The organism is Frisingicoccus sp., from assembly GCF_048388605.1.
Lineage (GTDB): Bacteria > Bacillota > Clostridia > Lachnospirales > Lachnospiraceae > Frisingicoccus.
On record NZ_DBGCTU010000001.1, the window covers coordinates 1 to 25775 of the forward strand.

At 47.3% G+C, this 25775-nt stretch carries 25 protein-coding genes; 22 read left to right on the plus strand and 3 right to left on the minus strand.

Annotation, left to right across the window (positions count from 1 at the left end; genetic code table 11):
• Window positions 1-207: 207 nt before the first annotated feature.
• From ACMN7X_RS00005 to idi, 4 genes are read left to right on the plus strand one after another with little or no spacing between them, the layout of a single operon-like run.
• Window positions 208-468: a GIY-YIG nuclease family protein gene (locus ACMN7X_RS00005; protein ID WP_418745467.1), complete on the plus strand. Its 261-nt coding sequence runs from the start codon at window positions 208-210 to the stop codon at window positions 466-468.
• Complete coding sequence (gene cls, locus ACMN7X_RS00010; protein WP_418745468.1) at window positions 461-1993, plus strand: cardiolipin synthase; 1533 nt, start codon at window positions 461-463, stop codon at window positions 1991-1993. Before ACMN7X_RS00005 ends, cls begins: the two co-directional genes overlap by 8 nt.
• A 19-nt stretch (window positions 1994-2012) precedes the next feature.
• Window positions 2013-2828, plus strand: a complete 816-nt coding sequence (gene thiD, locus ACMN7X_RS00015; protein ID WP_418745469.1) for a bifunctional hydroxymethylpyrimidine kinase/phosphomethylpyrimidine kinase — start codon at window positions 2013-2015, stop codon at window positions 2826-2828.
• A gap of 20 nt (window positions 2829-2848) precedes the next feature.
• On the plus strand, window positions 2849-3382 hold the full coding sequence (idi, locus tag ACMN7X_RS00020; RefSeq protein WP_418745470.1) for an isopentenyl-diphosphate Delta-isomerase: 534 nt from the start codon (window positions 2849-2851) through the stop codon (window positions 3380-3382).
• Between the two features lie 114 nt (window positions 3383-3496).
• Here the strand turns inward: idi and trhA are convergent, their stop codons facing one another.
• Complete coding sequence (trhA, locus tag ACMN7X_RS00025; RefSeq protein WP_418745471.1) at window positions 3497-4162, minus strand: PAQR family membrane homeostasis protein TrhA; 666 nt, start codon at window positions 4160-4162, stop codon at window positions 3497-3499.
• 202 nt (window positions 4163-4364) lie between these two features.
• Between trhA and glmM the strand changes: the two genes are divergently transcribed.
• The 8 genes from glmM (at window position 4365) to pfkA (ending at window position 11384) form a co-directional block, all read left to right on the plus strand.
• Window positions 4365-5717: a phosphoglucosamine mutase gene (gene glmM, locus ACMN7X_RS00030; protein WP_418745472.1), complete on the plus strand. Its 1353-nt coding sequence runs from the start codon at window positions 4365-4367 to the stop codon at window positions 5715-5717.
• A gap of 5 nt (window positions 5718-5722) precedes the next feature.
• The gene (locus ACMN7X_RS00035; RefSeq protein WP_418745473.1) at window positions 5723-6046 is read left to right on the plus strand and encodes an ArsR/SmtB family transcription factor; all 324 of its coding nucleotides are present in this window, start codon (window positions 5723-5725) and stop codon (window positions 6044-6046) included.
• 22 nt (window positions 6047-6068) lie between these two features.
• Window positions 6069-7157, plus strand: a complete 1089-nt coding sequence (trpS, locus tag ACMN7X_RS00040; protein WP_418745474.1) for a tryptophan--tRNA ligase — start codon at window positions 6069-6071, stop codon at window positions 7155-7157.
• Window positions 7158-7265: 108 nt separating this feature from the next.
• Window positions 7266-7841, plus strand: coding sequence for a bifunctional adenosylcobinamide kinase/adenosylcobinamide-phosphate guanylyltransferase (gene cobU / locus ACMN7X_RS00045; protein WP_418745475.1), 576 nt, complete (start codon window positions 7266-7268; stop codon window positions 7839-7841).
• Between the two features lie 3 nt (window positions 7842-7844).
• Window positions 7845-8630, plus strand: a complete 786-nt coding sequence (gene cobS, locus ACMN7X_RS00050; RefSeq protein WP_418745476.1) for an adenosylcobinamide-GDP ribazoletransferase — start codon at window positions 7845-7847, stop codon at window positions 8628-8630.
• A gap of 1 nt (window position 8631) precedes the next feature.
• The gene (locus tag ACMN7X_RS00055; RefSeq protein ID WP_418745477.1) at window positions 8632-9300 is read left to right on the plus strand and encodes a histidine phosphatase family protein; all 669 of its coding nucleotides are present in this window, start codon (window positions 8632-8634) and stop codon (window positions 9298-9300) included.
• On the plus strand, window positions 9294-10349 hold the full coding sequence (gene cobT / locus ACMN7X_RS00060) for a nicotinate-nucleotide--dimethylbenzimidazole phosphoribosyltransferase (protein ID WP_418745478.1): 1056 nt from the start codon (window positions 9294-9296) through the stop codon (window positions 10347-10349). Before ACMN7X_RS00055 ends, cobT begins: the two co-directional genes overlap by 7 nt.
• Window positions 10350-10409: 60 nt before the next feature.
• Window positions 10410-11384 carry a 6-phosphofructokinase gene (gene pfkA / locus ACMN7X_RS00065; protein WP_418745479.1) on the plus strand — a complete coding sequence of 325 codons (975 nt, stop codon included), beginning with the start codon at window positions 10410-10412 and terminating at the stop codon, window positions 11382-11384.
• Between the two features lie 44 nt (window positions 11385-11428).
• Here pfkA and ACMN7X_RS00070 read toward each other — a convergent pair whose 3' ends face one another.
• Window positions 11429-12607, minus strand: coding sequence for a LicD family protein (locus ACMN7X_RS00070; protein ID WP_418745480.1), 1179 nt, complete (start codon window positions 12605-12607; stop codon window positions 11429-11431).
• Between the two features lie 177 nt (window positions 12608-12784).
• Window positions 12785-13723, minus strand: a complete 939-nt coding sequence (locus tag ACMN7X_RS00075; RefSeq protein ID WP_418745481.1) for a zinc dependent phospholipase C family protein — start codon at window positions 13721-13723, stop codon at window positions 12785-12787.
• Window positions 13724-13875: 152 nt separating this feature from the next.
• Between ACMN7X_RS00075 and ACMN7X_RS00080 the strand changes: the two genes are divergently transcribed.
• From ACMN7X_RS00080 to ACMN7X_RS00125, 10 genes are all read left to right on the plus strand, one after another.
• Window positions 13876-15198, plus strand: coding sequence for a replication-associated recombination protein A (locus ACMN7X_RS00080; RefSeq protein WP_418745482.1), 1323 nt, complete (start codon window positions 13876-13878; stop codon window positions 15196-15198).
• A gap of 6 nt (window positions 15199-15204) precedes the next feature.
• A complete protein-coding gene (locus tag ACMN7X_RS00085; RefSeq protein ID WP_418745483.1) occupies window positions 15205-15813 on the plus strand; it encodes a histidine phosphatase family protein in 609 nt (202 codons plus the stop codon).
• Complete coding sequence (locus ACMN7X_RS00090) at window positions 15806-17083, plus strand: ectonucleotide pyrophosphatase/phosphodiesterase (RefSeq protein WP_418745484.1); 1278 nt, start codon at window positions 15806-15808, stop codon at window positions 17081-17083. Before ACMN7X_RS00085 ends, ACMN7X_RS00090 begins: the two co-directional genes overlap by 8 nt.
• 2 nt (window positions 17084-17085) lie before the next feature.
• Window positions 17086-18375, plus strand: coding sequence for an MFS transporter (locus ACMN7X_RS00095; protein ID WP_418745485.1), 1290 nt, complete (start codon window positions 17086-17088; stop codon window positions 18373-18375).
• A 27-nt stretch (window positions 18376-18402) separates the two neighbouring features.
• The gene (locus ACMN7X_RS00100) at window positions 18403-20076 is read left to right on the plus strand and encodes a DUF6020 family protein (RefSeq protein ID WP_418745486.1); all 1674 of its coding nucleotides are present in this window, start codon (window positions 18403-18405) and stop codon (window positions 20074-20076) included.
• 122 nt (window positions 20077-20198) lie between these two features.
• Window positions 20199-21218, plus strand: coding sequence for a glycosyltransferase family 2 protein (locus ACMN7X_RS00105; RefSeq protein ID WP_418745487.1), 1020 nt, complete (start codon window positions 20199-20201; stop codon window positions 21216-21218).
• Between the two features lie 179 nt (window positions 21219-21397).
• Window positions 21398-21703 (plus strand): metal-sensing transcriptional repressor, encoded by a 306-nt coding sequence (locus ACMN7X_RS00110; protein ID WP_418745488.1) that lies wholly within the window; start codon window positions 21398-21400, stop codon window positions 21701-21703.
• A gap of 43 nt (window positions 21704-21746) precedes the next feature.
• On the plus strand, window positions 21747-24335 hold the full coding sequence (locus tag ACMN7X_RS00115) for a heavy metal translocating P-type ATPase (protein ID WP_418745489.1): 2589 nt from the start codon (window positions 21747-21749) through the stop codon (window positions 24333-24335).
• Between the two features lie 50 nt (window positions 24336-24385).
• Window positions 24386-24583: a heavy-metal-associated domain-containing protein gene (locus ACMN7X_RS00120; protein WP_418745490.1), complete on the plus strand. Its 198-nt coding sequence runs from the start codon at window positions 24386-24388 to the stop codon at window positions 24581-24583.
• On the plus strand, window positions 24576-25652 hold the full coding sequence (locus ACMN7X_RS00125) for an acyltransferase (RefSeq protein WP_418745491.1): 1077 nt from the start codon (window positions 24576-24578) through the stop codon (window positions 25650-25652). Before ACMN7X_RS00120 ends, ACMN7X_RS00125 begins: the two co-directional genes overlap by 8 nt.
• The last annotated feature ends 123 nt before the right edge of the window (window positions 25653-25775 follow it).

Genomic DNA, 25775 nt, shown 5'->3' on the forward strand with positions numbered 1-25775 from the left:
CTCTGAGAAATAGAGATACCCTGAAGAATATGCAAGTGTTGTAATGCACGCATTTCTGCAGGGTATCTCTATTTCTCTTTTTAATGGGTAGAAATCGGCATTAGCCGATTTCCCCTTTTTCATTTTTTACGCATTTGGTTGAAATTAAAGTGGTAATCCGATATAATGTGTTCTGTAAACCATTTGACATTTAATGGAAGGGACATTATGAATTATACATATATTTTAAAATGCAGTGACGGTTCCCTTTATACCGGGTGGACAAATCATCTGGAGGAACGGGTCCTGGCGCACAATGAGGGTCGCGGGGCGAAATATACGCGAAGCCGCCGCCCGGTGGAACTGGTTTATTATGAGTGTTCGGAGACAAAGGAGGAAGCGATGCGGCGCGAATATGCCATTAAGCAGATGAACCGCCGACAGAAGCTCAGCTTGATCGCACAGCAGGGGGAGACAGATTATGAATAACATTTTGAAAAAACGGACTTCGGTTTTGGTGCGGGCGGCCATCGTATTGGTTTCGGTGATCCTGCAGGTTTTAACGATGTTTCTGCTGGTGCGCCTGCTGCAGGAGTATGCGTCATGGGCCTACCTGCTGATTGAGATCGCCAGCATTGCGGTTGTGTTTGTGCTGGTTGATGATTCCTCATCTTTTAATTCATTTTGGATCGTCATTATTCTGGCGCTGCCGGTATTTGGCTATTGCCTTTACTTTATGTGGGGGCGTAAACGTACGAACAGTGCCTTTTATAAAAAATATAAAAAGATTTCAGAAAAAGGCAGAGCCTATAAACAGCAGGATCCGGCAATCCTGGCGGAACTGTCCGAGGTTCATCCGAATAAGGCCCAGGTCAGCCGGTATCTGGTGCATGAGGGATTTTCCCTCTATAAAAACACATCCGTGCGTTATTTTGAAGTCGGAGAAAAGAAATTTGATGCTCTCTTTGAGGATTTGGAGCGGGCCGAGAAGTTTATTTTGATGGAATATTTTATTGTGTCCAACGGCGAGATTTGGGACAGGTTAAAGGATGTTCTGGCGCGGAAGGCGGCGCAGAAGGTTGAAGTTCGTCTGCTGCTGGATGATTTTGGCTGTCTGTTTATGGATGGTGATGAAATCCGCCATGAGCTTTCAAAGCTGGGAATCCGGGTCAGCATTTTTGCGCCGATCGTAAAGGATGTCTCGCGGTTGACCTTTAACTATCGAAATCACCAGAAGATTGCGATCATCGACGGAAATATCGGTTATACCGGCGGCGTCAATCTGGCGGACGAATATGCCAATATTATCGACAGGTTCGGGCATTGGAAGGATACGGCGATCCGTCTGGAGGGCGACGGCGTATGGGGACTTACGGAAATCTTTTTGGAGATGTGGGAACTCTCAAAGGATAAAGAACAATTGGATTATAATAAATACCGTCCGACAATTTCGGTGGATGCGCCGGGATATGTTCAGCCGGTAGCCGACGGCCCGGCCAATAATCCGGATAATCCGATTGAGGAAATGTATACCCATCTGGTGAATAAAGCCAGGGATTATATTTATTTTACGACCCCCTATCTTGTATTGGATAACCGGATGGTGGATGATCTGTGCCGGGCTGCCCGAAGCGGCGTTGACGTGCGGATCATCACACCGCGCCATTATGACAAGTGGTATGTCTATATGGTAAATATTTCGAATTACGGGCGGCTTATGGAAAACGGTATTCGGATTTATGAATATCTCCCGGGATTTATCCATGCCAAAAACGTGATCTCGGATGATGAGTGCGGCGTCTGCGGGACAATTAATATGGACTATCGGAGTTTTTATCTCCATTATGAATGTGGTGTGCTTATGACAGAAGTTCCGGCGGTGATGGAGATGAAAGAGGACTTTTTGGAAACGATGCGGAAGAGCGAGAGAGTCAGCCTGGATGAATGGAAACGGCGTCCGATCTGGCAGAAATGCGTCCAGGGATTTTTGAGGATTTTTTCACCATTATTATAATACAGGAGTTGAATAAAATATGAAAAAAGTAGTGACAATTGCAGGTTCTGATTCCAGCGGCGGCGCCGGGATCCAGGCGGATATTAAAACAATGATGGCCCACGGCGTTTATGCGATGAGCGCCATCACCGCTTTGACGGCTCAGAATACGACCGGGGTTTACGATGTGTTGGAGGCTACGCCCGAGTTTGTCGGCGAGCAGATGGATTGTATTTTTAATGACATCCGGCCGGATGCGGTGAAGATCGGCATGGTGTCCAATATCGGCATTATTGAAAAAATCGCAGAGAAATTAGAGGAGCATGGGGCAGAGAATATTGTGGTGGACCCGGTGATGGTTTCGACCAGCGGCTGTGCTCTGATGAGTCCGGATGCCCAGGAAACTCTGGTAAAAAAACTGCTTCCGCTGGCGGATATCATCACACCGAATATTCCGGAGGCAGAGTGCCTGTGCGGTTTTGAGATCAAATCTACGGAAGATATGGTGCGGGCTGCGGAAGTGATCGGGAAGAATCTCAAAGGCTGCGTGCTGATCAAGGGCGGCCATCTCACGGAAACGGCCGATGATCTGCTTTATCATCAGGGCGAGCTGCTCTGGTATCGGGGCGAGCGGGTGGATAATCCGAATACCCATGGCACGGGCTGTACCCTATCCTCCGCCATTGCCAGTAATCTGGCTCTCGGCTATGATATGAAAACCAGTGTCAAAAATGCGAAGGATTATATCACCGGCGCACTTAAAGACGGACTTGATCTCGGCAAGGGCAGCGGACCTTTGAATCATGCTTATCGGATCTGCCCGAATTCGACGGATGAGAACCCGGGAGAATGTTAAAGGCAAGAGGAATTTGATGGATGAGCGATGAGATTATTTTAGTGAATATGAATGATGATGAGATCGGCTGTTGTGAAAAAATGGAAGCCCATCGGATTCCGGCGCTGCACCGTGCTTTTTCGGTTTTTCTCTATAAAAGAACAGGTAAAAAGCTGCATATGCTGCTGCAAAAACGGGCTGAGGGCAAATATCATTCCGGCGGCCTATGGACAAATGCCTGCTGTTCCCATCCGAGAAGAGGAGAAACACTGGCGGAAGCCGTGCCGCGCCGAATGGCGGAGGAGCTGGGGATCGTGGCGGAGGTGACCGAAGAATTCTCTTTCACCTATTTTCACCGGTTTTCAGAAAACTGTGCCGAGTTTGAATTTGACCATGTCTTCACAGGCAAATGGGAAGGAGAGGTTGTTCCGGATCCGGAGGAGATTTCCGAAGTGTCATGGATGGAATTTTCAGATATTGAACAGGGGATGATGGCCCGGCCGGACAGCTTCAGTCCATGGTTTTTGATCGCGGCCCCGAAGGTGATGGCTGTACTTCGAAACAGGGAGCAGTGACAAAGGATGAATCAAAAAAAGCTCTTGCGATTATACCCGGAGTGGATATAGCTGCAGGAGCTTTTGAGATTTTTAGTAAATCGCTTCCGGCGGACCAATTTTAGCAAGTCGGTTTTAATGGATCGGCATGACCGCCAAAAACTTATACATTAATACAAAGTGGCAGAAGCTGCCGCCCATCACGAAAAGATGAAAGATTTCATGGGAGCCGAAATTTTTGTGACGGCTGTTGAAGATCGGAAGCTTCAAGGCATAGATCACGCCGCCGACGGTGTAGATGATGCCGCCGGTAAGGAGCCACATAAAGGCTTCCCGGGAAAGACTGTTTAAAATCTGGGTGAAAGCGAGAACGCAGGTCCAGCCCATGCCGATATAAAGCACGGAGGAAACCCATTTCGGACAGGTTACCCAGAAGGCTTTCAGGATAATTCCGAAAATGGCGATGCCCCAGACAATGGCTAAAAGGGTATAACCCAGAGTGCCGCGGATAGCGATGAGGCATACCGGTGTATATGTTCCGGCGATCAGGACGGAAATCATCATATGGTCAAATTTCTTCAGGCGTTTATTTACCTTTTCGTTAATATCCAATGAATGATACAAGGTGCTTGCCGCATATAGTAAAAGCATGCTGACAATAAAAATGCTTAAAGCAATAACATGTACGGCATCCGGGGCCGTGCAGGCACGGAGGATTAATGGAACGGCGGCGAGCAGAGCCATAAGCCAGCCGATAAAATGGGTGATCGCGCTGCCGGGATCTTTTGGTTTAAATTTCATAATATCACCTTCCTGTTCTGGAACTTCTATAATTGCATGTGTCAAAACGAGAACACATAGTAATTAAAACTACATTATCTATAATATGATACTATCACAAATAAAATACATGTCAAGCACAAAAAAATAAAAACAGTGAAAAATATATAAAACTATGATATAGTAGTCATGAATGAATTTTTCTTGGGAGTGAAACAGTATTATGGGAAAGTATTTTGGAACTGACGGTTTCCGCGGCGAAGCGAATAAAACGCTGACAGTGGAACACGCATTTAAGGTTGGACGTTTTTTAGGATATTATTTTGGAAAAGAACATAAGGCAAAAATTGTTATCGGAAAAGACACGCGGCGTTCCAGCTATATGTTTGAATATGCGCTGGCGGCCGGACTGACAGCCAGCGGCGCGGATGCCTATCTGCTGCATGTAACGACGACACCGAGTGTTTCATTTGTGGTCCGCACCGAAGAGTTTGACTGCGGGATTATGATTTCGGCCAGCCATAATCCGTTTTATGACAACGGCATTAAAATTATCAATGCCATGGGACATAAAATGAGCGCCGATGTGGAGCAGCTGATCGAAGATTATATTGACGGGAAAACCGAGGAGCTTCCGCTGGCTACCGGTGAGAATATCGGCCGGACGGTGGATTATGCGATGGGAAGAAATCGTTATATCGGCCATCTGATCGCCACGGCAACCCGTTCGTTTAAAGATAAGAAGGTCGGCTTGGACTGTTCAAACGGTTCGGCTTCCTCTATTGCGAAGAGTGTATTTGACGCTTTGGGGGCAAAGACTTATGTTATTAATGCGGAGCCGGATGGAACAAATATTAATATGAACTGCGGTTCCACCCATATCGGGGTGCTGCAGAAATTTGTCATGGAAAAGGGCCTGGATGTGGGCTTTGCCTATGACGGTGATGCGGACCGCTGTATTGCCGTGGATGACGAGGGGCATATTGTGGACGGCGATTTAATCATGTATGTCTGCGGTAAATATATGCATGAGAACGGCAAATTAAATAATGATACGATCGTCACGACGGTTATGTCTAATTTCGGCTTATATCTGGCCCTTGATAAGGCGGGGATCCGCTATGAAAAGACGGCTGTCGGCGACAAATATGTTTATGAGAATATGATGCAGAATGGTCATTCGATCGGCGGAGAGCAGTCGGGGCACATCATTTTCAGCCAGCTGGCCACAACAGGCGATGGTATTCTGACCTCGCTGAAGCTCATGGAAGCGATGCTTGAGAAGAAGGCAAAATTATCCGAGTTGATCAAGCCGGTAAAGATTTATCCACAGCTTCTTGTGAATGTTAAAGTATATGATAAGAAGGCAGCCGAGCAGGATGCAGATGTTCAGGCGGCAGTCAAAGCAGTGGAAGAGGCCCTTGGAAATACAGGCCGCATCCTTGTGCGCGAGAGCGGAACGGAACCGCTGCTGCGTGTGATGGTGGAAGCGGAAACGGATGAGATCTGCAATAAATATGTTTATCAGGTAGTGGATGTTTTAAAGGCCAAAGGGCATGCGATTGAAGGGAAGTAGAGAACATGGGAGACAGTCTGGTTGAAAGGGTAAGAGATGCAATGCCGCCGGAGGATGATCTGTTTGAGGTGGCGGAACTGTTTAAAGCCTTTGGGGATTCGACCCGGGCAAAGATCATATGTGCATTGAGTCAGTCGGAATTGTGTGTGGGAGATCTGGCACTGCTGCTCGAGATGAATCAGTCTGCCGTATCCCATCAGCTTCGGCTGTTAAAGCAGGCCAGACTGGTGAAAACCCGCCGGGACGGCAAGGTGCGCTATTATTCTCTGGCGGATGAACATATCCAGGAGATGTTTAAAGTGGCTTTTGACCATGTGATGGAAGAATAAAGGATCAAGGAGTAAAATTACAATGGAAAAGATTATTTTAACCGGAGACCGCCCGACGGGGCGGCTTCATGTCGGACATTATGTAGGTTCCCTCAAACGGCGGGTGGAGCTTCAGAATTCAGGGGAATATGATAAAATTTATATTATGATCGCAGATGCTCAGGCATTGACGGATAATGCGGATAATCCGGAAAAGGTGCGCCAGAACATTATTGAGGTGGCCCTGGACTATCTTTCCTGCGGTCTGGACCCGGAGAAAACAGTGATCTTCATCCAGTCTCAGGTACCGGCCCTGCCGGAGCTGACCTGCTATTATATGAATCTTGTCACCGTTTCCCGGCTTCAGAGAAATCCGACAGTCAAGGCGGAGATTCAGATGCGCAACTTTGAGACAAGTATTCCGGTGGGATTTTTTACCTATCCGATCAGTCAGGCCTCGGATATCACGGCATTTAAGGCGACGACGGTGCCTGTCGGGGAGGATCAGCTTCCGATGATCGAGCAGACCCGGGAAATCGTCCGCAAGTTCAATGCGGTTTATGACGAAGTATTGGTTGAGCCGGAGGCTCTTATCCCTAAGAGGGAGGTATGCTGCCGTTTGCCGGGAACTGACGGAAAGGCTAAAATGAGCAAATCTTTGAATAACTGTATTTATCTTTCCGATACGGCGGAAGAGGTTCAGAAAAAGATCATGGGCATGTTCACGGATCCGAATCATTTAAAGGTATCCGATCCGGGCTGTGTCGAGGGAAACGCGGTGTTTACTTATCTTGATGCGTTCTGCCGGGATGAACATTTTAAAAAATTCTGGCCGGAATATGAAAATCTGGATGCATTAAAGGATCATTACCGCCGGGGCGGCCTCGGCGATGTGAAGGTCAAACGTTTCCTGAATAATATCATGCAGGAAGAATTGGAGCCGATCCGCGCCCGCAGAAAAGAACTGGAACAGCATATTCCGGAGATTTATGAGATTCTCCGCAAGGGCAGCATTGAGGCCGAAAAGGCTGCGGCTAAGACGCTGGAGGAAGTAAAACGGGCGATGAAGATCAATTATTTTGAGGATGCCCAGTTGATTGAAGAGCAGGCAAAACGATTTGCCGAAAAATAAAACAACGTTAAAACTGGCTGTCAGCGGATAGGGCTATCCATGACAGCCGATTTTCATTAAACGACGGCTGATGAAGCGCAGCGTTTGGACAGTGCGGCGGAGGAATATATGATTTTAGTAACAGGCGGGTGCCGGAGCGGAAAAAGTGAATATGGTGAAAAACTGGTTGAGGCAATGGGGACGCATCGGCTGTATGTGGCGACCGGCAAAGTATTTGATGATGAAATGGCCCGGCGTGTGGAAAAACATAAGGAACGCCGGGGCGAATTGTGGATAACTCATGAAGGTTATCTGGATTTGGAGGATTTGGATTACACAGGCTTTGACGGAATTTTGCTGGACAGTGTGACTTCCATGGTGACAAATCTGCTGTTTGATCATATCAGCGGTCCGACGGGAGCAGAAGCTTCAGAGGACAGCGATATGGATTTCGCGGCGGTCGATTTTAATGGGGCGGAATCTTATATTATGGAGAAATTTCAGAGATTTGCGGCGGCTGTGGAAGAGAAGCATTTGCCTTATGTTATGGTGACCGATGAGATCGGACTGGGTGTTGTGCCTGAAACACCGCTCGGACGGGGCTTCAGGGATATTCTCGGCCGGGTCAACCAGTATCTGGCAGCGCGGGCAGAGCAGGTATATTTTGTGATCAGCGGTATTCCCGTGCGGATTAAGGCGGAGTGATTTATGGATACATTGATTTTGACGTTACAATTATTTACAAGTCTCCCCCTCAATAAAAGTGTGGAAGTGAGTGATGAGCGGCTGATCCGGGGCGTTGCCCTCTGGCCTGCGGCCGGCATTGTCATTGGGCTGTTTGAGGCCTTGATCTTTTGGGCGGCCATACATATTTTTCCTATTTCAATGGCGGCGGCGCTGGCGCTGCTCGGCGAATTATGGATGACCCGGGGATTTCATCTGGATGGCCTGTGCGATACGGCGGACGCCCTTTTCTCTTCAAGAAGCAGGGAGCGGATGCTGGAGATTATGAAGGACAGCCATATCGGCACCTTTGGCGTTGTGGCGGCCATTGCCGATCTGGCATTTAAATATCTGCTGCTCACCGCTTCGGCCATGCCGGTCTTTTTGCTCCTGGCTGCGCCTGTGGCAGGAAAAATGGTGCAGAGCCTGTGCATGTACCGGGCGGTTTATCCGAGGAAGAGCGGCCTTGGAAAGAGCTATATCGGGCGGATACCGCTGAATATTGCCGTCATATCGGCCTTGTTTGGAGTTTTGTGGGTCGCAGCCTGTCTGGGGGCCGGGATTATCTTTTCGGGTATCGGCTGCAGGACAGCGACAGGTATTCCGGCGCTTTTTGGCGTCGTGGCCCTTTGCTTTCTGTTGGCCTGGCTGTTCCGGCGGCATATGGAAAAGACGATCGGCGGGATGACCGGGGACACTCTTGGCGCGGCTTCTGAGATTATTGAAATTTTCTATATGCTGCTTGTCGCGGCATTGGAAGGAGTATTGTAAGATGAAATTATACATAGTCCGGCACGGGGAAACTGAGTGCAACGTAAAACGGGTCTATTACGGCAGCCTGGATGTTTCAATCACAGAAAAGGGCAGACGGCAGGCGGCTGCGGTGGGGGACATGCTTCGGAATGTGATCTTTGATAAAGTGATCATTTCCGGTCTGCGGAGGACACGGCAGACGGCGGAAGCCGTTTTATCCGGGCAGCTGCGGCAAAGCAGGCAAAACGGAGAGCTGAAGCAGGGCCCGGATGCGGAGGGCGCGCCGGAGGCGGTACCGGAGATCCGGATCGTACCGGCTTTTAATGAGATGAATTTCGGCGCCTGGGAGGGCCTTCATTATACACGGGTAAGAGAGCTTTATCCGGAGGATTATGTGGCCATGTCCGGGGATTGGATTCATTGTCCGCCGACCGGGGGAGAACGTTTTATAGACTTCAGCCGGCGGGTGTTGGATGGATGGAAGGAGCTTTCCGGCAGGGAGGCCTTTCGAAGGGCCGAAAATGTTCTTTTTGTCGGCCACAGCGGGCCGATTCAGTGCCTGATATGCCATTTTTTGGGAATGGATATGTCGAATATATGGCGTTTGGAAATTCAGCAGGGGGCTTATACCTGCTTTGAAATTGTGGATGATTTTCCCGTATTGAAAGGATTTAATTTGAAATGTTAAGTTTAGAAGAGGTCTGCCAAAGGATTCGGCCTGCGGATGCAGAAATAATGCATCGGGTTTGGAAAATATGGGATAATAAATGTATTCCGCTTCGGAGTCTGGACTGGCTTCAGGAAACTCTGGTGCGGATCGCGGGAGTGCAGCGGACGACACGTCCCTCGATTGAACGGAAGCTTACGATCGTTATGGCGGCGGATAACGGCGTCATCGCCGAGGGTGTGAGCCAGTCGGATTATCATGTGACGACTCAGGTTGTGGAGAATATGCTTCACCGGAGAGCAACGATCGCGCTGATGTCCGAGAAGGCAGGAAGCGATTTCCTTGTAGCGGACATGGGAATGAAGGAGAGAGTTGAAGGTGTTATAAATCTTTCTCAGATGAGGGGAACCGATAATATGGCCCGCGGTCCGGCGATGAGCCGGGAGACAGCGGTGGCGGCTATTGAGGCCGGAGCGGATCTGGCGTTGAAAAAGGCGGCGGAGGGCTATCGGCTGCTGTCCACAGGGGAAATGGGCATCGGCAATACGACGAGCAGCAGCGCGGTGCTGGCGGCTCTTTCCGGCCGGACGGCGGCGGAAGTCACCGGGCGGGGCGCCGGGCTTTCCGGCGAAGGGCTTCAGCGCAAAATCCGAACTATTGAAAAAGCTATCGCCCTTAACCGGCCGGACAGGGAGGATGCCGTTGATGTGGTGTCAAAGGTCGGCGGCTTGGATATTGCAGGGCTGACGGGCGTATTTTTAGGGGCGGCGGCAGCGGGAATTCCCGTGGTTATCGACGGATTTATTGCATCCGTGGCGGCTCTTCTGGCGAAGCAGCTTGCTCCGGCGGCCCCGGATGGGATGATCGCCTCCCACTGTTCGAAGGAGCCGGGGGCGGTGCTCGCATTGGATATGCTTGGCTTAAAACCGGTCATCTACGGCAATTTTCATCTTGGCGAGGGCAGCGGCGCGGTGCTCTTGTTTTCAATGCTTGACCAGGTATTCCATTTGTATGAAGAACTTCCGAGTTTTGAAGAAGGAAAAATTGAAACATACATCCCTTTAAAATAGCAGGGAAACATGATATACTGTGAGCAGACTTGAAAACAATAAAGGACAGGAGGTACATTTATGCGAGAAGTAGAAACCGTAGGTATCTTAACCAGCGGCGGTGACGCACCCGGAATGAATGCGGCGATCCGGGCAGTTGTGCGGACCGCTTTGGCCAGCGGCATGAAGGTAAAAGGGATTAAAAGAGGCTATGCCGGCCTGTTGAATAATGAAATTATAGATATGGATTCCAAAATGGTATCCGAGATAGCGCGTCTCGGCGGTACAATTCTGTTTACGGCCAGATGTAAAGAGTTTGAAACAAAGGAAGGGCAGCAGAGGGGTGCGCAGATTTTGAAGGATAACGGAATCGACGGCCTGATCGTGATCGGCGGCGACGGTTCTTTCCGCGGCGCTCAGAAGCTCTCGGCCCTGGGGATTAATACGATTGGGATTCCGGGCACTATTGATCTGGATATCAACTGCACGGATTATACGATCGGCTTTGATACGGCCGTCAATACGGCGATGAGTGCCATCGATAAGATCAAAGATACATCCACCTCCCATGAACGATGCAGTATCATCGAGGTTATGGGGAGAAATGCCGGTTATATCGCCCTCTGGTGCCAGATGGCAAACGGCGCCGACGGTATTCTTATTCCGGAGAGGGAGGAATTTAACGAACAGGATTTAGTCGATTCGATCATGCACAACCGCTCAAAGGGAAAGACACATCATGTCATTATCAATGCAGAGGGCGTCGGACACACGAATCGTTTAGCCCGGCGTATTGAGGCGGCGACGGGCATTGAGACCCGCGCGACAGTTCTCGGGCACATCCAGCGCGGCGGTTCTCCGACAGCGAGAGACCGCGTTACAGCGGCGACAATGGGCGGCTATGCCATTGATCTGCTTCACAGAGGAGAAACAAACCGGGTAATTTGCCTGAAAGACGGAAAGTACGTAGATTTTGATATTGATGAAGGACTGGCGATGGAAAAGACGATTGATGAATATCAGTTCCTTATCAGCCGGTTGATGTCGATGTACTAAAAAAAATGCCGCAGCAGGATTTCAAATCTTGCCGCGGCATTTTTTTATTCGGAAATATATTTTTTCATTGTCTCATAAACTTTCGGGTCTTTCAGCAGTTCTCTTGCAAAATGATTATGACCGAGAATATCCTTTGGAAGATAAGGCCAGCCCGGATAACATTCGTCACAAAAGCCCTTAATATCCTTTGGCATACGGCCAACGCCGCCTTCAAATAAAATCTGCTGTGTCGGGAAGATCATATCCTTCGGCCAGATATAGCGCCGCCACGGGGCATCTTCAGAAAGGTTTTCCAGGCCGAAGGCGACCGAGTCGGCCTCGGATTTATCACAGAAGATCTCATCAGCTTTTGCTTTTTCATAAAACTGTTTAAAATACACCTCAATTTTTTCAATCTCCTGTTTAACCAGTTTCGGATTCTGCTTTTTTGGATCCACAGGTCCGCACTGAACAACATAATTGCTGCCGGGAGCAAAGAGATATGGATTTTGACGCCAATAATCCAGATGGTTGCCTGAGGCGGTCAGACTGTCAATGAGACCGCGGCGCAGCTCCCGCAGACGGTGTTCATTCTTTTCGGAGCAATCCTTTGTCCAATCCCAAAGGGAGACATCAATAAAGCAGGGAATGTCAGGGCTGCGGTGGCTGAAACGAAACTGCTTGACAAGGGCAAAATAATCATAGACCAGAGTTATTTGGTATTCCGGATCCTTTTTCAGGAGTTCATAAAGCTTCATCGCATCTTCACGCATCATGCAGATATCCACGTCGTCATCCCATGGAATAAGACCTTCGCAGGCAGCGGCGCCGATGAGACTTCCAAAGCCAAGCCAGTAATCCAGGTGATGTTGGCGGCATAATTCTTCTAATTTGTGAAGCAGTTTGCTGTTGCAGAGCTGGAATGTCCGAAACGGTTCGTCAGCCTTTGGAAGAGAATGGAAAAAACGTTTTCGCATTTCATGGGGCGTTTCATTTTCCTGTCGGAAAAAAACGTCGCCATATAATTTCATATGTGTGTCGTGAATGGCAATATCTGAACTTAATGCGTCTATCCGCTCATTTAGCCGGTTGGACTGGCGGTTAAGCTGTTCCTGAAGACGGGCGATTTCCTGACGGAGTTGGCTCACATCATAACGGATATCATAGGTTGCAGAGTGAAATGACCGGGAAGATGGCGGCAGAAACCGCATTTGTAATTTTTTTAAGTTTTTTCTCAGAGGCATAGAACCATCCCGCCTTTCTAAAATTTTATTTCTGAAATCTTACAATTTTCTTACATATTTCAAACATAACATGGGAAAAGCCGGTCTGTCAATCGACAAAAATCGAGAAAATCCGCTGAAAAATAGACAAAAAAAGAAAGAAATTATCTGACATAATTTCTTTCTGAATATTAATATTTAACAAGGCTCCCCGGTATAGTAGGAGAGGGCGCCGATCGTCTGAATCAGATGTTCACGGCTTCCGTGCCATGCAATATAGTCGTCAAAGGCCTCCAAAATCTGATTGATGAAAATATTGGCGTCGTTCAGCAGTTCAAAGAAGGTTTCATTATGCGGATCCCGCTGTTCGCCCACATACCATGTGCTTCGGTTTTCATTGAGGTAATCTTCCGGGTCCCCCTGATATTCGGGGTAAATGAAACAGGTTTTCGAGGAAGAAAGTTTAAAACGACGTTCAATAAAACGGACAAGCCGCCGCCGCATCTGCGGGTTCGTCTGCAGGAAAATACAAGTTCTGCGCACGGATGTGATGACTTTGATCAGCGTTTTCCGGGACAGGCGATAATGATAAGTTGTCCGAATGGCATACAGGAGACAATCAACAATATTCCGCCGTTCCTTTTTGCTTAATGAGACCAGGGCCTCCAGATTGAGCTGGGACGGCTCCATATGATTCAAACGTTTTAATAAGAGCGTATCCATCAGTGTCTCAATACGGCGGTAGTAAAAGGCTTCATAGCGGCGTTCCGGGTGCTCGTTCAAATCTTTCTGCATGCGGGCGTAAAGATATGGATGTGTATGCGTATCCAACGCGTAATGACAAAGAAATCCGGCAATGTAAGCCAGACAGATTTCCTTTTCCTCTGTTTCGAGAACAATGGTATATTCTAACAGATTGTCAAAAAATATATCGGTATTTTTCTCATGAAGAATGTTGCATATATTGTTCTTCCGTTTGCGCATGTAAGGATTCAAGTAATAGAAGAAGATGTCGGGCCCCTGAAGTCCCATATGATATGCGTTTGGGTTTTTTCGGATAATTTCTTTTAAATAATTTGGGGAAAGAGACTGATAGGCTCGTTCACCGAACAGGTAATTTGTAATTAGTCCCGGCATATACAAAATCTCCTTTTTTACAATATAAATCTATTTTATCAAATTTTAACAGATTAGCAATGAAAATCCAATGAACAATTATAAAACTATTATTAATTTTTTCTGATTGCGGAGAAGTGTGGGCAATGTTAGAATGATTATGGGTGAAAAAAATGGATTTATTTGATTATATGAGAGAAAATACAATGGAAAAAGAGTCTCCGCTGGCCTCCCGGCTGCGTCCTTCCACATTGGAGGAGATCGTGGGACAGCAGCATATCCTCGGAAAAGATAAGATGCTCTATCGGGCGATCAAGGCGGACAAGCTCAGTTCGATCATTTTGTACGGGCCGCCGGGAACCGGGAAGACAACCATTGCCCGGGTCATCGCCAATACGACAAAGGCGGTTTTTACGCAGATGAATGCAACCGTGGCCGGGAAAAAGGATATGGAACAGGTGGTGGCGGCAGCGAAAGACCGAAGGGGAATGTACGGTCAGAAAACCATTCTGTTTGTCGATGAAATACATCGTTTCAATAAAGGCCAGCAGGATTACCTGCTTCCCTTTGTGGAGGACGGGACTGTCATTTTAATCGGAGCGACCACGGAAAATCCCTACTTTGAGGTAAACAGCGCGCTGATCTCAAGGTCCGTTATTTTCCGTCTGGAGCCGCTGAATAATGAAGATATTAAGGAACTGATCCGTCGGGCTGTCTATGATGTGGAAAAGGGGATGGGCGCTTATCATGCGGAGATCAGTGATGACGCGCTGGCTTTCCTGGCGGAGATGAGCAACGGCGATGCCCGGACAGCCCTCAATGCTGTAGAGCTGGGCATTTTGACGACGGAACCGTCGGAGGACGGAAAGATACACATCACATTGGATGTTGCCGGTGAATGTATTCAGAAGCGGGTGACTTTATATGATAAAAATGGAGATAATCATTATGACACGATTTCTGCGTTTATAAAAAGTATGCGGGGATCGGATCCGGATGCGGCGGTCTACTATCTGGCCCGGATGCTTTATGCCGGGGAAGACGTGGCTTTTGTCGCGCGGCGGATCATGATATGTGCGGCGGAGGATGTGGGAAATGCAGACCCGCAGGCATTGACTGTGGCGGTAAGCGCTGCCCAGGCTGTAGAGCGGCTGGGAATGCCGGAAGCCCGGATCCCGCTGGCCCAGGCGGCGGTTTATGTGGCCTGCGCGCCGAAGAGCAATGCGGCTTATATGGCGATTGACTCAGCGCTGGATTGGGTGGCAAAGCATAAGAGCGAGCCGATTCCGCCTTATCTGCAGGATGCAAGTTACCGGGGAGCAAAGAATTTCGGGTATGGTATTGGCTATCAGTATGCCCATGATTATCCGAATCATTGGGTAGATCAACAATATCTGCCGGATACTCTGGCCGGTCACCGGTTTTATGACAGCGGTGATCTGGGCTATGAAGCAAAGATGAAACAATGGCTGAAAGACTTAAAACAGGAAGGATAAAGAGATATGGAATTATATATTGTGAGACATGGAAAGACCTATTGGAACAATGAAAAAAGGATTCAGGGATGGGCGGATATCGAGCTGACAGAGTCGGGCCGGCAGGTGGCCTATGATTCTGCGGAAGGCATGAAAGATATTCATTTTGACGCAATTTATGCAAGTCCGCTGAAACGGGCCTATGAAACCGCCTGTATCCTGAGAGGCAGCCGGGAACTCCCTGTTGTTGTGGATGAGCGGATCAAGGAGATTGGATTCGGCGCGCTGGAAGGCGCGGATTTTACAAAAATCCGCGGTGATAAGACAAGCAGATTTACGGCTTTTTTTGATGCCCCGGAGTGTTATGAAGCTCCGGAAGGCGGTGAATCCATTCAGCAGGTCTGCGATCGGGCGGAAGATTTTCTCAGGGAGATCATTGCAAAGCACGAGAAGGATGAACGAATTATGATCGTGGCCCACGGTGCGGTCAATAAGGCGATGCTGCACTATATTCGTAAGAATGAGATTAAAGATTTGTGGGAAGGTTCACTGCAGAGAAACTGCGGCGTGACCATCGTAGACTGCCGGGAAGGCAAATTTAATGTGATTGAGGATAATAAGGTGTTTTATGAATAAAAGAAAGCGCAGGATGCTTATTTTGTCCCTGGATGCGGTGGGCAGCCGGGACATTGAAAAGGCAAAGGATTTACCGGGCTTCGCCCGTTTTTTTGAGGGAGCCGCCGGATGTATGGCGGTGGATTCCGTGTACCCCAGTATCACCTATCCGGCCCATACGACCATTGTGACCGGTCGTTATCCCTGTCATCACGGAGTGGTCAATAACACGAAAATCCAGCCGGGACGAAAATCGCCGGACTGGTTCTGGCAGCGGAAATATATTCGCGGGACGACTCTTTATGACGAGGCACGTTCTGCGGGAATGACGACGGCAGCGCTGCTCTGGCCGGTGACGGCGAAGGCAAAGATTACTTACAATGTGCCGGAAATTTTCGCAAACCGGCCGTGGACAAATCAGATATTGACCTCCCTGGCCAATGGAACGCCGATGTATCAATTTCATCTGAATCAGAAGTTCGGTCATTTGCGGAACGGGATCCGGGAGCCGGAGCTGGATAATTTTACCCATGCTTCGCTCATTTATACATTGGAGACATACAGGCCGGATCTGACACTGGTGCATTTTACGGATGTGGACAGTCAAAAGCATGATTATGGGACAGAGTCGCCGCAAGTCCGGGCGGCCATGGAGCGGCACAGCCATCGGCTGATGGAGATACAGGATACGCTGGAGCGGCTTGATATGGATAAGGAGACTGTTTTTGTATTGCTGGGGGACCACAGCCAGAAGGATGTATCCGAAATCATTTGTTTGAATGCACTGTTCCTGGAAAAGGGATGGATTTCGCAAAGACGGGGAAAAATAAGAGACTGGCGTGTTTATTCGAAGGGCTGTGACGGCAGCGCCTATATTTACATCCGTGACAAGCAGCTCTATCCGGAGGTTTACGAACTTTTGAAAAAACTGAGGGATGAAAAACGATGGGGCATTGAAGCCCTTTACACCGGGAAGAGTGCGGTCCGAATGGGAGCGGACGGGGCATGCGCTTTTATGGTTGAGGCCGCGGACGGTTACTTTTTCCGGGATGATACGGAAACATTTACCCGGTTGACAAGGGGCGGAGAGCATAAGGGGTGCCACGGCTACCGCCCGGAAAAAACGGGATATCAGACATTTTTTGCATTGAAAGGACCCGGAATACGGGAGAATCAGGCGGTTGAGAAGATGAATCTGGCCGACGAGGGGCCGACATTGGCCGCGCTGCTCGGATTGGATTTGGGTATAACGGATGGAAAAGTGATTCGTGCTTTTCTGGAAAAGGAGTAAAGATGTTTAAAAATTTATCGAAGAAGGAAATAAGCTGGATGTTTTACGATTGGGCGAATTCCGCTTACACAATGGTCGTCACTTCCACAATTATGAGTTTGTATTTTTTAAGCTCCGCGGGTGCGGCGTTGGCCGGAAAGGTCGCGGACCCGGCGGTGACGGCAAATGCTTATTGGGGCTTTGCCAATTCGGCGGCAACCCTTGTGCTTGTTATATTATCTCCGATCTTGGGGACGATGGCGGATTATAAGGGTAAGAAAAAACAGATGTTTCAGACCTTTTTATTTACCGGGGTCCTGTTTACCGCATTGCTGGCATTTATCCCATCGAACCAGTGGCTGCTGCTTCTCATAGCCTATGTGATCACGGCGATCGGCTTTGCCGGATCCAATATATTTTATGATGCCTTTCTTGTGGATGTCTCTGCGGACGACAATATGGACAGGGTGTCCAGCCTTGGGTTTGCCCTCGGATATATAGGAAGCACGATACCTTTTATTATCTGCATGATTTTTGTTGTCCTGGCAACGCTTGGGAAAGCGCCGTTCAGCGTGGAAACGGCCTATAAAATATCCTTTATCATTACAGCCCTCTGGTGGATCGGTTTCAGTATACCGATCTTGCGCGACGTCCATCAGGTCTATGGAATTGAGCCGGAACCCCATTATGTCCGGAACAGTTTCCGGCGGCTCGGCGGGACGCTGAAAGAAATACGGAAGCACCGGCATATTTTTATTTTCCTGCTGGCCTATTTCTTTTATATTGACGGCGTGGATACTATTATAAAAATGGCGACAGCCTATGGCAGCACTATAGGGATCGGCAGTATTATGCTTTTGCTTATTTTGCTGGTGACCCAATTTGTGGCTTTCCCTTTTGCGATCATTTACGGAAAGCTCGCAGAAAAGTTCGGAACAAAACGCACATTAAATATGGGTATTCTGACTTACTGTGTCATCTGCATCGTCGCTTTCTTTATGAGCCCGGAGCGGGATACAAAAACTCTGACGATCATGTTCTGGGTGCTGGCCATGCTGGTCGGCACGGCCCAGGGCGGAATTCAGGCCCTCAGCCGTTCCTATTTTGGACGGATCGTACCGAAAAATCAGGCCAATGAATTCTTCGGATTCTATAATATTTTCGGCAAGTTTGCCGCCATCTTAGGCCCGATTTTGTTTGGCTGGATTTCTCTGGCAACGGGAAAAGCGAACTATGGCGTCGGAAGTATCATCATTTTGTTTATCGTCGGCAGCATCATTTTCCATTTTGTGCCGGATGACAGAGAGTTGTAAGAAATAATATTGCAATTGGAGTAGAAAATGAGAAAGTACTTAAACATAAAAAAGGATATAGTTCTTGCTGTGATCAGTGTACTTTTCGGAATATTGAATGTTGCCGGACAAAGTATGTATTTTGAAGATTGTTTGCCTGTGGGTATGGGTATAAGGCCAATTTTATCTGCATTAGGATTTGCGGTGATTTATTCAGTTGTTTTTTATATCGCAGCATGCGCTTTATTATCCTTATTTGATAAAATGGAGTTAAAGCAGGGAGAAAAGCCAAAAAGACTTAAGGGCATATGGAGATATGCGGATAATCACATATTTTGGGTGAGCTTTTTCTTTATTCTGATTATGTGGCTTCCATGGGTTATTGTGTATTATCCGGCCAGTATGGATTGGGACGTATATCGTCAATTAAGCTCCTATCTGGGTATCTGGGCGCACAGTAATCATGATCCTTGGTTTTCATCCTGTGTTTTGGGAATTTGTTACCAGTTGGGCGTCAAACTTGGAAGTGAGAATTTAGGTATTTTTATTTTTGTTATTATTCGGGATATACTAATGGCATTTATTTATGCCAAATGTATCCAGGTGCTAAAGAAAGCGGGATTAAAACGGTGGATATATTACTTGGCATTATGCTTTTATGCGGTAACGCCGGTGTGGGGAGCTTATTCAAAACATGCCTTTAAAGATACGTTTTGCTGTGCACTGTTTGTTTGGTATATTATCAGTCTGATTGTATTGATCATGAATCAAAAAGAGGGAGATTTGAAGAGAAAGCATTGTGTTTCATATGGAACGTCGGCACTTTTCTTGTCATTATTTCGGAATAATTGTGTGTATGTAGCAGCGCCGATTACCTTTCTTGTGGTTATCTATTTGCTGGTGAAGCGGGAAAAACGTATTTATAGTATTCTTATTGTGGCTTTATTAGGGATCTACTTTGCTTTTAACAGTTTTATTTTCAATTATTGCGGAGTAGAGCCGGGAAGCGGCAGAGAGGCTTTATCAATTCCTTTTCAGCAGACGGCGAGAACTGTGAGAGACCATTCGGACGAAATTACAGAAGAAGAGAGAATGGCAATTAATAATTTGCTGGATTATGATTCTATGGCAGAAAATTATGATCCTCTTCTTTCAGATCCGATTAAAGATCATATGAAATCCGGTGTTGGAAAAGAAGCTATTACGGATTATTTTATTACATGGTTTAAAATGTTTTTCAAATATCCGTGGACTTATATAGAAGCAGGGCTCGGGCAGAGTTACGGTTATTATGCATTTACGCCAAGATTTCCATATGGGGCTGGAAATTACAACAGCGGTATGACAATTTTTAATTGGATACAGGTAGATGCTTTTCAGGAATATTATTCTTTTCATTATGTGGAACAATGGGAAAAAGGAAGAAATGTCCTGGCAGACTGGGCTGATTTATGGGATAAAATTCCTGTGTTGAATTGGACGAACAAAATCCCGTTATATACATGGAGTATATTTTTATTAGGCTATTACTTGTTGAAAAAACGTCGATTGGCAGATGTATTGCCGGTATTGGCATTATTGATTATGATACTGACGTGTATGGCTTCTCCGGTAAACGGTTGCTTCCGATATTTTGCACCGGTGGCGGCGTCATCTCCTGCGCTTTTATTATTATTAGGCAGAAGAAGTAAAAGGAATGTGCCGGATGACAGAGAGTTGTAAGAAATGGACCGGCAGATATGCTTGTTAAATGGGCGAAATTCATGTATACTATGTACTAGGTGAGGCGGGAGATATCTGCCGTCAGGATACTCCGGTACTCAGAAAGGATGGAAATGGGGAAAATGAAGATACTTTCGTTTGGTGTACCTTGCTATAACTCAGAGGCATACATGAGAAAATGTATCGATTCTCTTCTTGTTGGGGGCGAGGACGTTGAAATTATTATTGTAGATGATGGCTCGAAGGACGGTACAGCGGCGATTGCCGATGAATATGCGGCGGCTTATCCAGAGATCATCAAAGTGGTTCATCAGGAAAACGGCGGACATGGCGAGGCGGTGAATACAGGCCTGAGAAACGCCAATGGATTATATTATAAAGTGGTGGATTCGGATGACTGGCTGGATGAGGAAAGCCTGAAAAAAGTCATTGAAGTGCTGAAAAGCTTCGCAGTGAATAGAAAACGTGTGGATTTAATGATCTGTAATTATGTCTATGAGCATGTGGAGGATGGAACGTCAAAAACGATCCGATATACCCATGTGCTGCCGGAAGATAAGGTGTTCGGCTGGAATCAGGTGGGACGTTTCCGGGTTGATCAGAATCTTCTGATGCATTCATTGATCTATAGGACAAAGGTACTGCGGGAGTCCGGGCTTGAATTGCCGAAGCATACTTTTTATGTAGACAATTTGTTTGCCTATATTCCTCTGCCATATGTACGCAGCCTGTATTATATGGATGTGGACCTGTATCGATATTATATTGGTCGGAGTGACCAGTCCGTTAATGAAACGGTGATGATCGGCCGGATCGACCAGCAGATTCGGGTGAATAAGATGATGTTTGACGCCTACAGTCTGCCGGATGATGTATTTAATAAACGGCTGTCCCAGTATATGATGAGCTATCTGGCGATGATCTGCCTGGTAACTTCGATCATGCTGACGATTTCCGGTACGGAGGAAAATAAGCAGAAGCGAAAAGAACTCTGGGCTTATTTTAAAGAAAATGATCCCGAAATGTATCGGCGTCTGCGCATCGGACTGAGAGGGATTGCCAGCAATCCGCCGGGAGTTATCTCAAGCTCGCTTATGCGGAAGGGTTATCATCTGGCCCAGAAGATTTATAAATTTAATTGATGCTTTTGGATGACAAATATGAATCCCCTGTTGCTTTAATCAGGCAGCAGGGGATTTTTTAATTCTGCGGAGGCTATTGACAATATACCCATAAGGGGTATATACTAAGTATACCCATGAGGGGTATGCTGAAAAATGATTTGATTTTTAGATGTATATAGAGGGAGATGAGTATTCGAATGGAAAATGGGAAAGAATGTTGTTGTCATAAGACGAAGGAGCGTTCTGAGGCAGAATATAAAAGTCTGATCCACCGTTTGAACCGGATTGAAGGGCAGATACGGGGAATCAAAGGCATGGTGGAAAAGGATGCTTATTGCACGGATATTTTGATTCAGGTGGCCGCGGCCAATGCGGCTTTAAACGGCTTTTCGAGGGAGCTGCTTTCGAATCATATCCGTACCTGCGTGGCGGAGGATATCCGTCAGGGCAAGGATGAAACGATTGATGAATTGGTAGCGCTGCTGCCAAAACTTATGAAATAGAGCCTGCGGCAGTGTCAGGCGAGCGTGAAAGGGAGGCATAATTATGGAGCAGTATACAGTAACCGGGATGTCCTGTGCGGCCTGCAGCAGCCGGGTGGAAAAGGCTGTGTCGAAGGTGCCGGGGGTAACATCCTGTTCAGTCAGTCTGCTGACAAATTCCATGGGCGTGGAGGGTACGGCTTCAGCTGAAGCCATCATATCCGCCGTGGAAGAGGCGGGCTACGGCGCGTCGAAAAAAGGTGCGGTCGGGCAGTCCCGGGGCGCATCAAATGCGGATGCGGAGAATATGTTAAAGGACCGGGAGACGCCGGTTTTAAAGCGGCGGCTTTTTACATCTCTTGGATTTCTTATTGTTCTCATGTATTTTTCCATGGGGCATATGATGTGGGGATGGCCGGTTCCGGCATTTTTTGAGAATAACCATGTGGCTATGGGCTTGCTGCAGCTTTTGCTGACGATCATTGTTATGGTGATCAATCAGAAGTTTTTTATCAGCGGCTTTAAGAGCCTGTTTCATCGGGCCCCGAATATGGATACGCTGGTAGCTCTTGGCTCGGGGGCATCCTTTGTTTACAGCACTTATGCCCTGTTTGCCATGACGGATGCGCAGGTCCATGGCGATATGGCCGGAGTTATGACTTATATGCATGAGTTTTATTTTGAGTCGGCGGCCATGATCCTGACGCTGATCACTGTCGGGAAGATGCTGGAGGCACGTTCAAAGGGAAAAACAACGGACGCCTTGAAAAGCCTTATGAAAATGGCGCCGAAGACGGCAACGATCGTCAGGGACGGAGCGGAAGTGACCGTGTCGATCGAGCAGGTGCGGAAGGGTGATATTTTTGTTGTGCGTCCGGGGGAAAATATACCGGTGGATGGTATTATTCTGGAAGGCAGCAGCGCCGTCAATGAATCTGCGCTGACCGGCGAAAGTATACCGGTGGACAAAGCGGAGGGCGATGCAGTGTCTGCGGCTACCGTCAATCAGTCCGGATTTATCCGGTGTGAGGCGACCCGTGTCGGCGAAGATACGACATTGTCGCAGATCATAAAGATGGTCAGCGATGCGGCGGCGACAAAGGCGCCGATAGCCAAGGTGGCCGATAAAGTATCCGGCATATTTGTACCATCCGTCATTACGATCGCGGTTGTGACAACGCTTGTCTGGCTGATTGCCGGGCAGACCTTCGGATTTGCTCTGGCCAGAGGCATTTCCGTGCTTGTTATCAGCTGCCCGTGTGCACTGGGGCTGGCAACGCCGGTGGCTATTATGGTAGGCAACGGTATGGGCGCCAAACACGGAATTCTTTTTAAAACGGCAGTATCTCTGGAAGAAGCCGGAAAGGTTCAGATCGTGGCCCTGGATAAAACCGGTACGATCACCAGCGGTGAACCGAAGGTGACAGATATGATCCCATCGGATGGAATTCAGGAAGAGAAACTTCTCCGCCTTGCCTATGCGCTGGAAAAGAAAAGCGAGCATCCTCTGGCAAGGGCTGTTCTGCAGCGGGCAGAGGAAAAACATATACCGGCGGCGGAGGTTGCCGATTTTCAGGCGCTGCCGGGCAATGGACTGAAAGCTGTGCTGGACGGAAAAGTGCTGGTTGGCGGTAATTTGAATTTTGTCAGCGGATTGATGAAGGTTTCCGATGCGATGAAACAAAAGGCGGAGGCACTGGCAGAGGCCGGGAAAACCCCATTATTTTTCGGACAGGATGGAAAATTGATCGGCATTATCGCGGTGGCCGATGTGATCAAAGAGGACAGCCCGCAGGCTGTTCGGGAACTGCAGAATATGGGTATCCGGGTTGTCATGCTGACCGGGGATAATGAGCGGACAGCGAAGGCGATCGGGCAGCAGGCCGGAGTGGATGAAGTGATTGCCGGTGTATTGCCGGATGGCAAAGAAAGCGTTATTCGTGCCCTGAAGGAAAAGGGAAAGGTGGCAATGGTCGGCGACGGCATTAACGATGCTCCGGCATTGACACGGGCGGATATCGGTATTGCCATTGGCGCCGGGACGGATATAGCCATCGATGCGGCGGACGTTGTTCTTATGAAAAGCCGCTTGAGCGATGTACCGGCAGCAATTCGTATGAGCCGGGCCACCTTGAAAAATATCCATGAAAACCTGTTTTGGGCATTTTTCTACAATGTCATCGGTATTCCTCTGGCGGCCGGTATCTGGATTCCAATTTTCGGCTTAAAACTCAATCCGATGTTCGGGGCGGCGGCGATGAGCCTGTCCAGCTTCTGCGTCGTATCCAATGCACTGCGGCTGAATTTCTTCAATATGCACAATGCTTCAAAGGATAAGAAAATCCAGAGTGTGGATGTGTCGGAAGCGGTGGCTGCTGTAAGAGAAAATAAAACCGAAAGTGAAATGGAAACATGTGGAATTCAGGAAGCAGTTATGACAAAAACTCTGGAAATCGAAGGGATGATGTGCGGTCACTGTGAAAAAATGGTGAAGCGCTGTCTTGAAAAGTTCCCACAGATTTCAGAGGCGGTGGTCAGCTTTGAGGCCGGGACGGCGGTTGTTTCCATGAGTGATGATGTGCCGGAGGAAGAGATCAAACAGGCGATTGAAAAGGCGGGATATGAGTATTTGGGAGAAAAATCTCTTGAATGAATCATGAAACCGTATTATCATAAAAACAAATATAGAAGGAGAGATTCAAAATGACAAAAGTAATGATTGAAGGCATGGGATGCCAGAAATGCGTAATGCATGTTACTGAAGCGCTGGAAGGACTGGGTGTTAAAGATATTAAGGTCAGCCTGGAAGATAAATGTGCAACCTTTGACGGCGCATATGATGAAGCAGCGTTGAAAGCAGCGATTGACGAAGTCGGTTTTGACGTGGTTGGAATTGAATAGGGATATATCTGTTGAGTTTTCAAGGATTATTGCCTGTTTAATGGTTATTGGAATACACATATCATTGGCTGTTTATCACGATGGCTATTTCGACGGAAGCAGGTTGGGTTTCGCGTGCCTTGTGGCAGATGCAGTAGGTATTTTCTGGCTGATATTGGGATTTTTCCTGTTTAATAACACCAGTTATACGAAGCTGTTGAAGAAAACAGCGATTCATATTGGAGTACCGGCCTTGCTATTTAATCTTTTTGCGTTTTATTTTGGAGAGTGGATTGTCGAGGGCGTTTCTCTGAAAGAAAGTATGCTGCATTCGATGAATGAATATGCGGATGTGCTTCGAGGTTTTTTGCGGTGGAACAGCCCGATTAAATACGGAGGACATCTCTGGTATATTAATGTGTATTTATTGATAATATTTGTATATCCTGTATTGAAGGCAACGATTCAATATCTGGATGAGAAAATTGAAAGACAAAAAGCATTTTTAATAATTACGTTTGCTGCTTTTGTTGTCAATGATATTGTTAAAAATGATTTGTTTCAATTTTCACATCATTCAATTAATGCACTCTTTCCGGCAGCGATTATTGCTATGTGGGGCCATATTATTTATAAGCATAAAGAAACCCTGGCAGCGAAGAAAAACATTATAGGCGCTGTGCTTGTCTTTATAGTTTTAAATATTATACGGTTATTTCTACAATTGCATTTTTACAATGTGGGGGCCGGAGACAGCTTACTCTTCTGGTATAGTTCAATAGGCGTTGTATGTGCGTCTTGCGTTGTGATATTTTCATTTTGCCTGAAGGATGTTATTGCCGGAAAAGCGATAGTTCAAAATGCAGTTAGTGTCCTGGCAGATCATACATTTAATATTTATTTGGTCCACTTTTTTGTGATTTATATCCTGGAGAGGCTGAATTTTCAGGAATGGCTGTATCATCGGACGCAGTTTGAATGGGTATACATGATTTTGTTGATATGTGTTGTTTTTTCAGGATCAATTATGATTTCTGTATGTTTGAAGCGAGTTCGTTACTTAATTCAGAAAAAAATAAAAAAATCCTAATAATAAAAAGGGGCTGTCGGTTAATAGACAGTTCTAAACAGGGAGGTATGTGCCTCGTCCGAGTCACATACCTCCCTGAAATTTTTCTATAAAAAGAGAAAAAGATGGCTAACGACAACCATC

What these genes read in the sequence shown, in the direction of transcription:
- ACMN7X_RS00005 (WP_418745467.1), top strand. Translation starts at nt 208, where the DNA reads ATGAATTATACATATATTTTAAAATGCAGTGACGGTTCCCTTTATACC.
- cls (WP_418745468.1), top strand. Translation starts at nt 461, where the DNA reads ATGAATAACATTTTGAAAAAACGGACTTCGGTTTTGGTGCGGGCGGCC.
- thiD (WP_418745469.1), top strand. Translation starts at nt 2,013, where the DNA reads ATGAAAAAAGTAGTGACAATTGCAGGTTCTGATTCCAGCGGCGGCGCC.
- idi (WP_418745470.1), top strand. Translation starts at nt 2,849, where the DNA reads ATGAGCGATGAGATTATTTTAGTGAATATGAATGATGATGAGATCGGC.
- trhA (WP_418745471.1), bottom strand. Translation starts at nt 4,162, where the DNA reads ATGAAATTTAAACCAAAAGATCCCGGCAGCGCGATCACCCATTTTATC.
- glmM (WP_418745472.1), top strand. Translation starts at nt 4,365, where the DNA reads ATGGGAAAGTATTTTGGAACTGACGGTTTCCGCGGCGAAGCGAATAAA.
- ACMN7X_RS00035 (WP_418745473.1), top strand. Translation starts at nt 5,723, where the DNA reads ATGGGAGACAGTCTGGTTGAAAGGGTAAGAGATGCAATGCCGCCGGAG.
- trpS (WP_418745474.1), top strand. Translation starts at nt 6,069, where the DNA reads ATGGAAAAGATTATTTTAACCGGAGACCGCCCGACGGGGCGGCTTCAT.
- cobU (WP_418745475.1), top strand. Translation starts at nt 7,266, where the DNA reads ATGATTTTAGTAACAGGCGGGTGCCGGAGCGGAAAAAGTGAATATGGT.
- cobS (WP_418745476.1), top strand. Translation starts at nt 7,845, where the DNA reads ATGGATACATTGATTTTGACGTTACAATTATTTACAAGTCTCCCCCTC.
- ACMN7X_RS00055 (WP_418745477.1), top strand. Translation starts at nt 8,632, where the DNA reads ATGAAATTATACATAGTCCGGCACGGGGAAACTGAGTGCAACGTAAAA.
- cobT (WP_418745478.1), top strand. Translation starts at nt 9,294, where the DNA reads ATGTTAAGTTTAGAAGAGGTCTGCCAAAGGATTCGGCCTGCGGATGCA.
- pfkA (WP_418745479.1), top strand. Translation starts at nt 10,410, where the DNA reads ATGCGAGAAGTAGAAACCGTAGGTATCTTAACCAGCGGCGGTGACGCA.
- ACMN7X_RS00070 (WP_418745480.1), bottom strand. Translation starts at nt 12,607, where the DNA reads ATGCCTCTGAGAAAAAACTTAAAAAAATTACAAATGCGGTTTCTGCCG.
- ACMN7X_RS00075 (WP_418745481.1), bottom strand. Translation starts at nt 13,723, where the DNA reads ATGCCGGGACTAATTACAAATTACCTGTTCGGTGAACGAGCCTATCAG.
- ACMN7X_RS00080 (WP_418745482.1), top strand. Translation starts at nt 13,876, where the DNA reads ATGGATTTATTTGATTATATGAGAGAAAATACAATGGAAAAAGAGTCT.
- ACMN7X_RS00085 (WP_418745483.1), top strand. Translation starts at nt 15,205, where the DNA reads ATGGAATTATATATTGTGAGACATGGAAAGACCTATTGGAACAATGAA.
- ACMN7X_RS00090 (WP_418745484.1), top strand. Translation starts at nt 15,806, where the DNA reads ATGAATAAAAGAAAGCGCAGGATGCTTATTTTGTCCCTGGATGCGGTG.
- ACMN7X_RS00095 (WP_418745485.1), top strand. Translation starts at nt 17,086, where the DNA reads ATGTTTAAAAATTTATCGAAGAAGGAAATAAGCTGGATGTTTTACGAT.
- ACMN7X_RS00100 (WP_418745486.1), top strand. Translation starts at nt 18,403, where the DNA reads ATGAGAAAGTACTTAAACATAAAAAAGGATATAGTTCTTGCTGTGATC.
- ACMN7X_RS00105 (WP_418745487.1), top strand. Translation starts at nt 20,199, where the DNA reads ATGAAGATACTTTCGTTTGGTGTACCTTGCTATAACTCAGAGGCATAC.
- ACMN7X_RS00110 (WP_418745488.1), top strand. Translation starts at nt 21,398, where the DNA reads ATGGAAAATGGGAAAGAATGTTGTTGTCATAAGACGAAGGAGCGTTCT.
- ACMN7X_RS00115 (WP_418745489.1), top strand. Translation starts at nt 21,747, where the DNA reads ATGGAGCAGTATACAGTAACCGGGATGTCCTGTGCGGCCTGCAGCAGC.
- ACMN7X_RS00120 (WP_418745490.1), top strand. Translation starts at nt 24,386, where the DNA reads ATGACAAAAGTAATGATTGAAGGCATGGGATGCCAGAAATGCGTAATG.